The organism is Sporosarcina sp. 6E9 (genome assembly GCF_017921835.1).
GTDB lineage: Bacteria > Bacillota > Bacilli > Bacillales_A > Planococcaceae > Sporosarcina.
This window is the reverse complement of record NZ_JAGEMN010000043.1, coordinates 1-253: the sequence shown is the minus strand read 5'-3', so window position 1 is coordinate 253 and position 253 is coordinate 1. Positions and strand designations below refer to the sequence as shown.

General features: G+C 54.5%; 1 rRNA gene. It reads right to left on the bottom strand.

The features are described from left to right. Positions 1–253, bottom strand: a 16S ribosomal RNA gene (locus J4G36_RS18360); the annotation flags it as partial.

The window sequence follows — 253 nt, the reverse complement described above, 5'->3', positions numbered from 1 at the left end:
CCTGCGCGCGCTTTACGCCCAATAATTCCGGACAACGCTTGCCACCTACGTATTACCGCGGCTGCTGGCACGTAGTTAGCCGTGGCTTTCTAATGAGGTACCGTCAAGGTACGGGCAGTTACTCCCGCACTTGTTCTTCCCTCACAACAGAGTTTTACGATCCGAAAACCTTCTTCACTCACGCGGCATTGCTCCATCAGACTTCCGTCCATTGTGGAAGATTCCCTACTGCTGCCTCCCGTAGGAGTCTGGG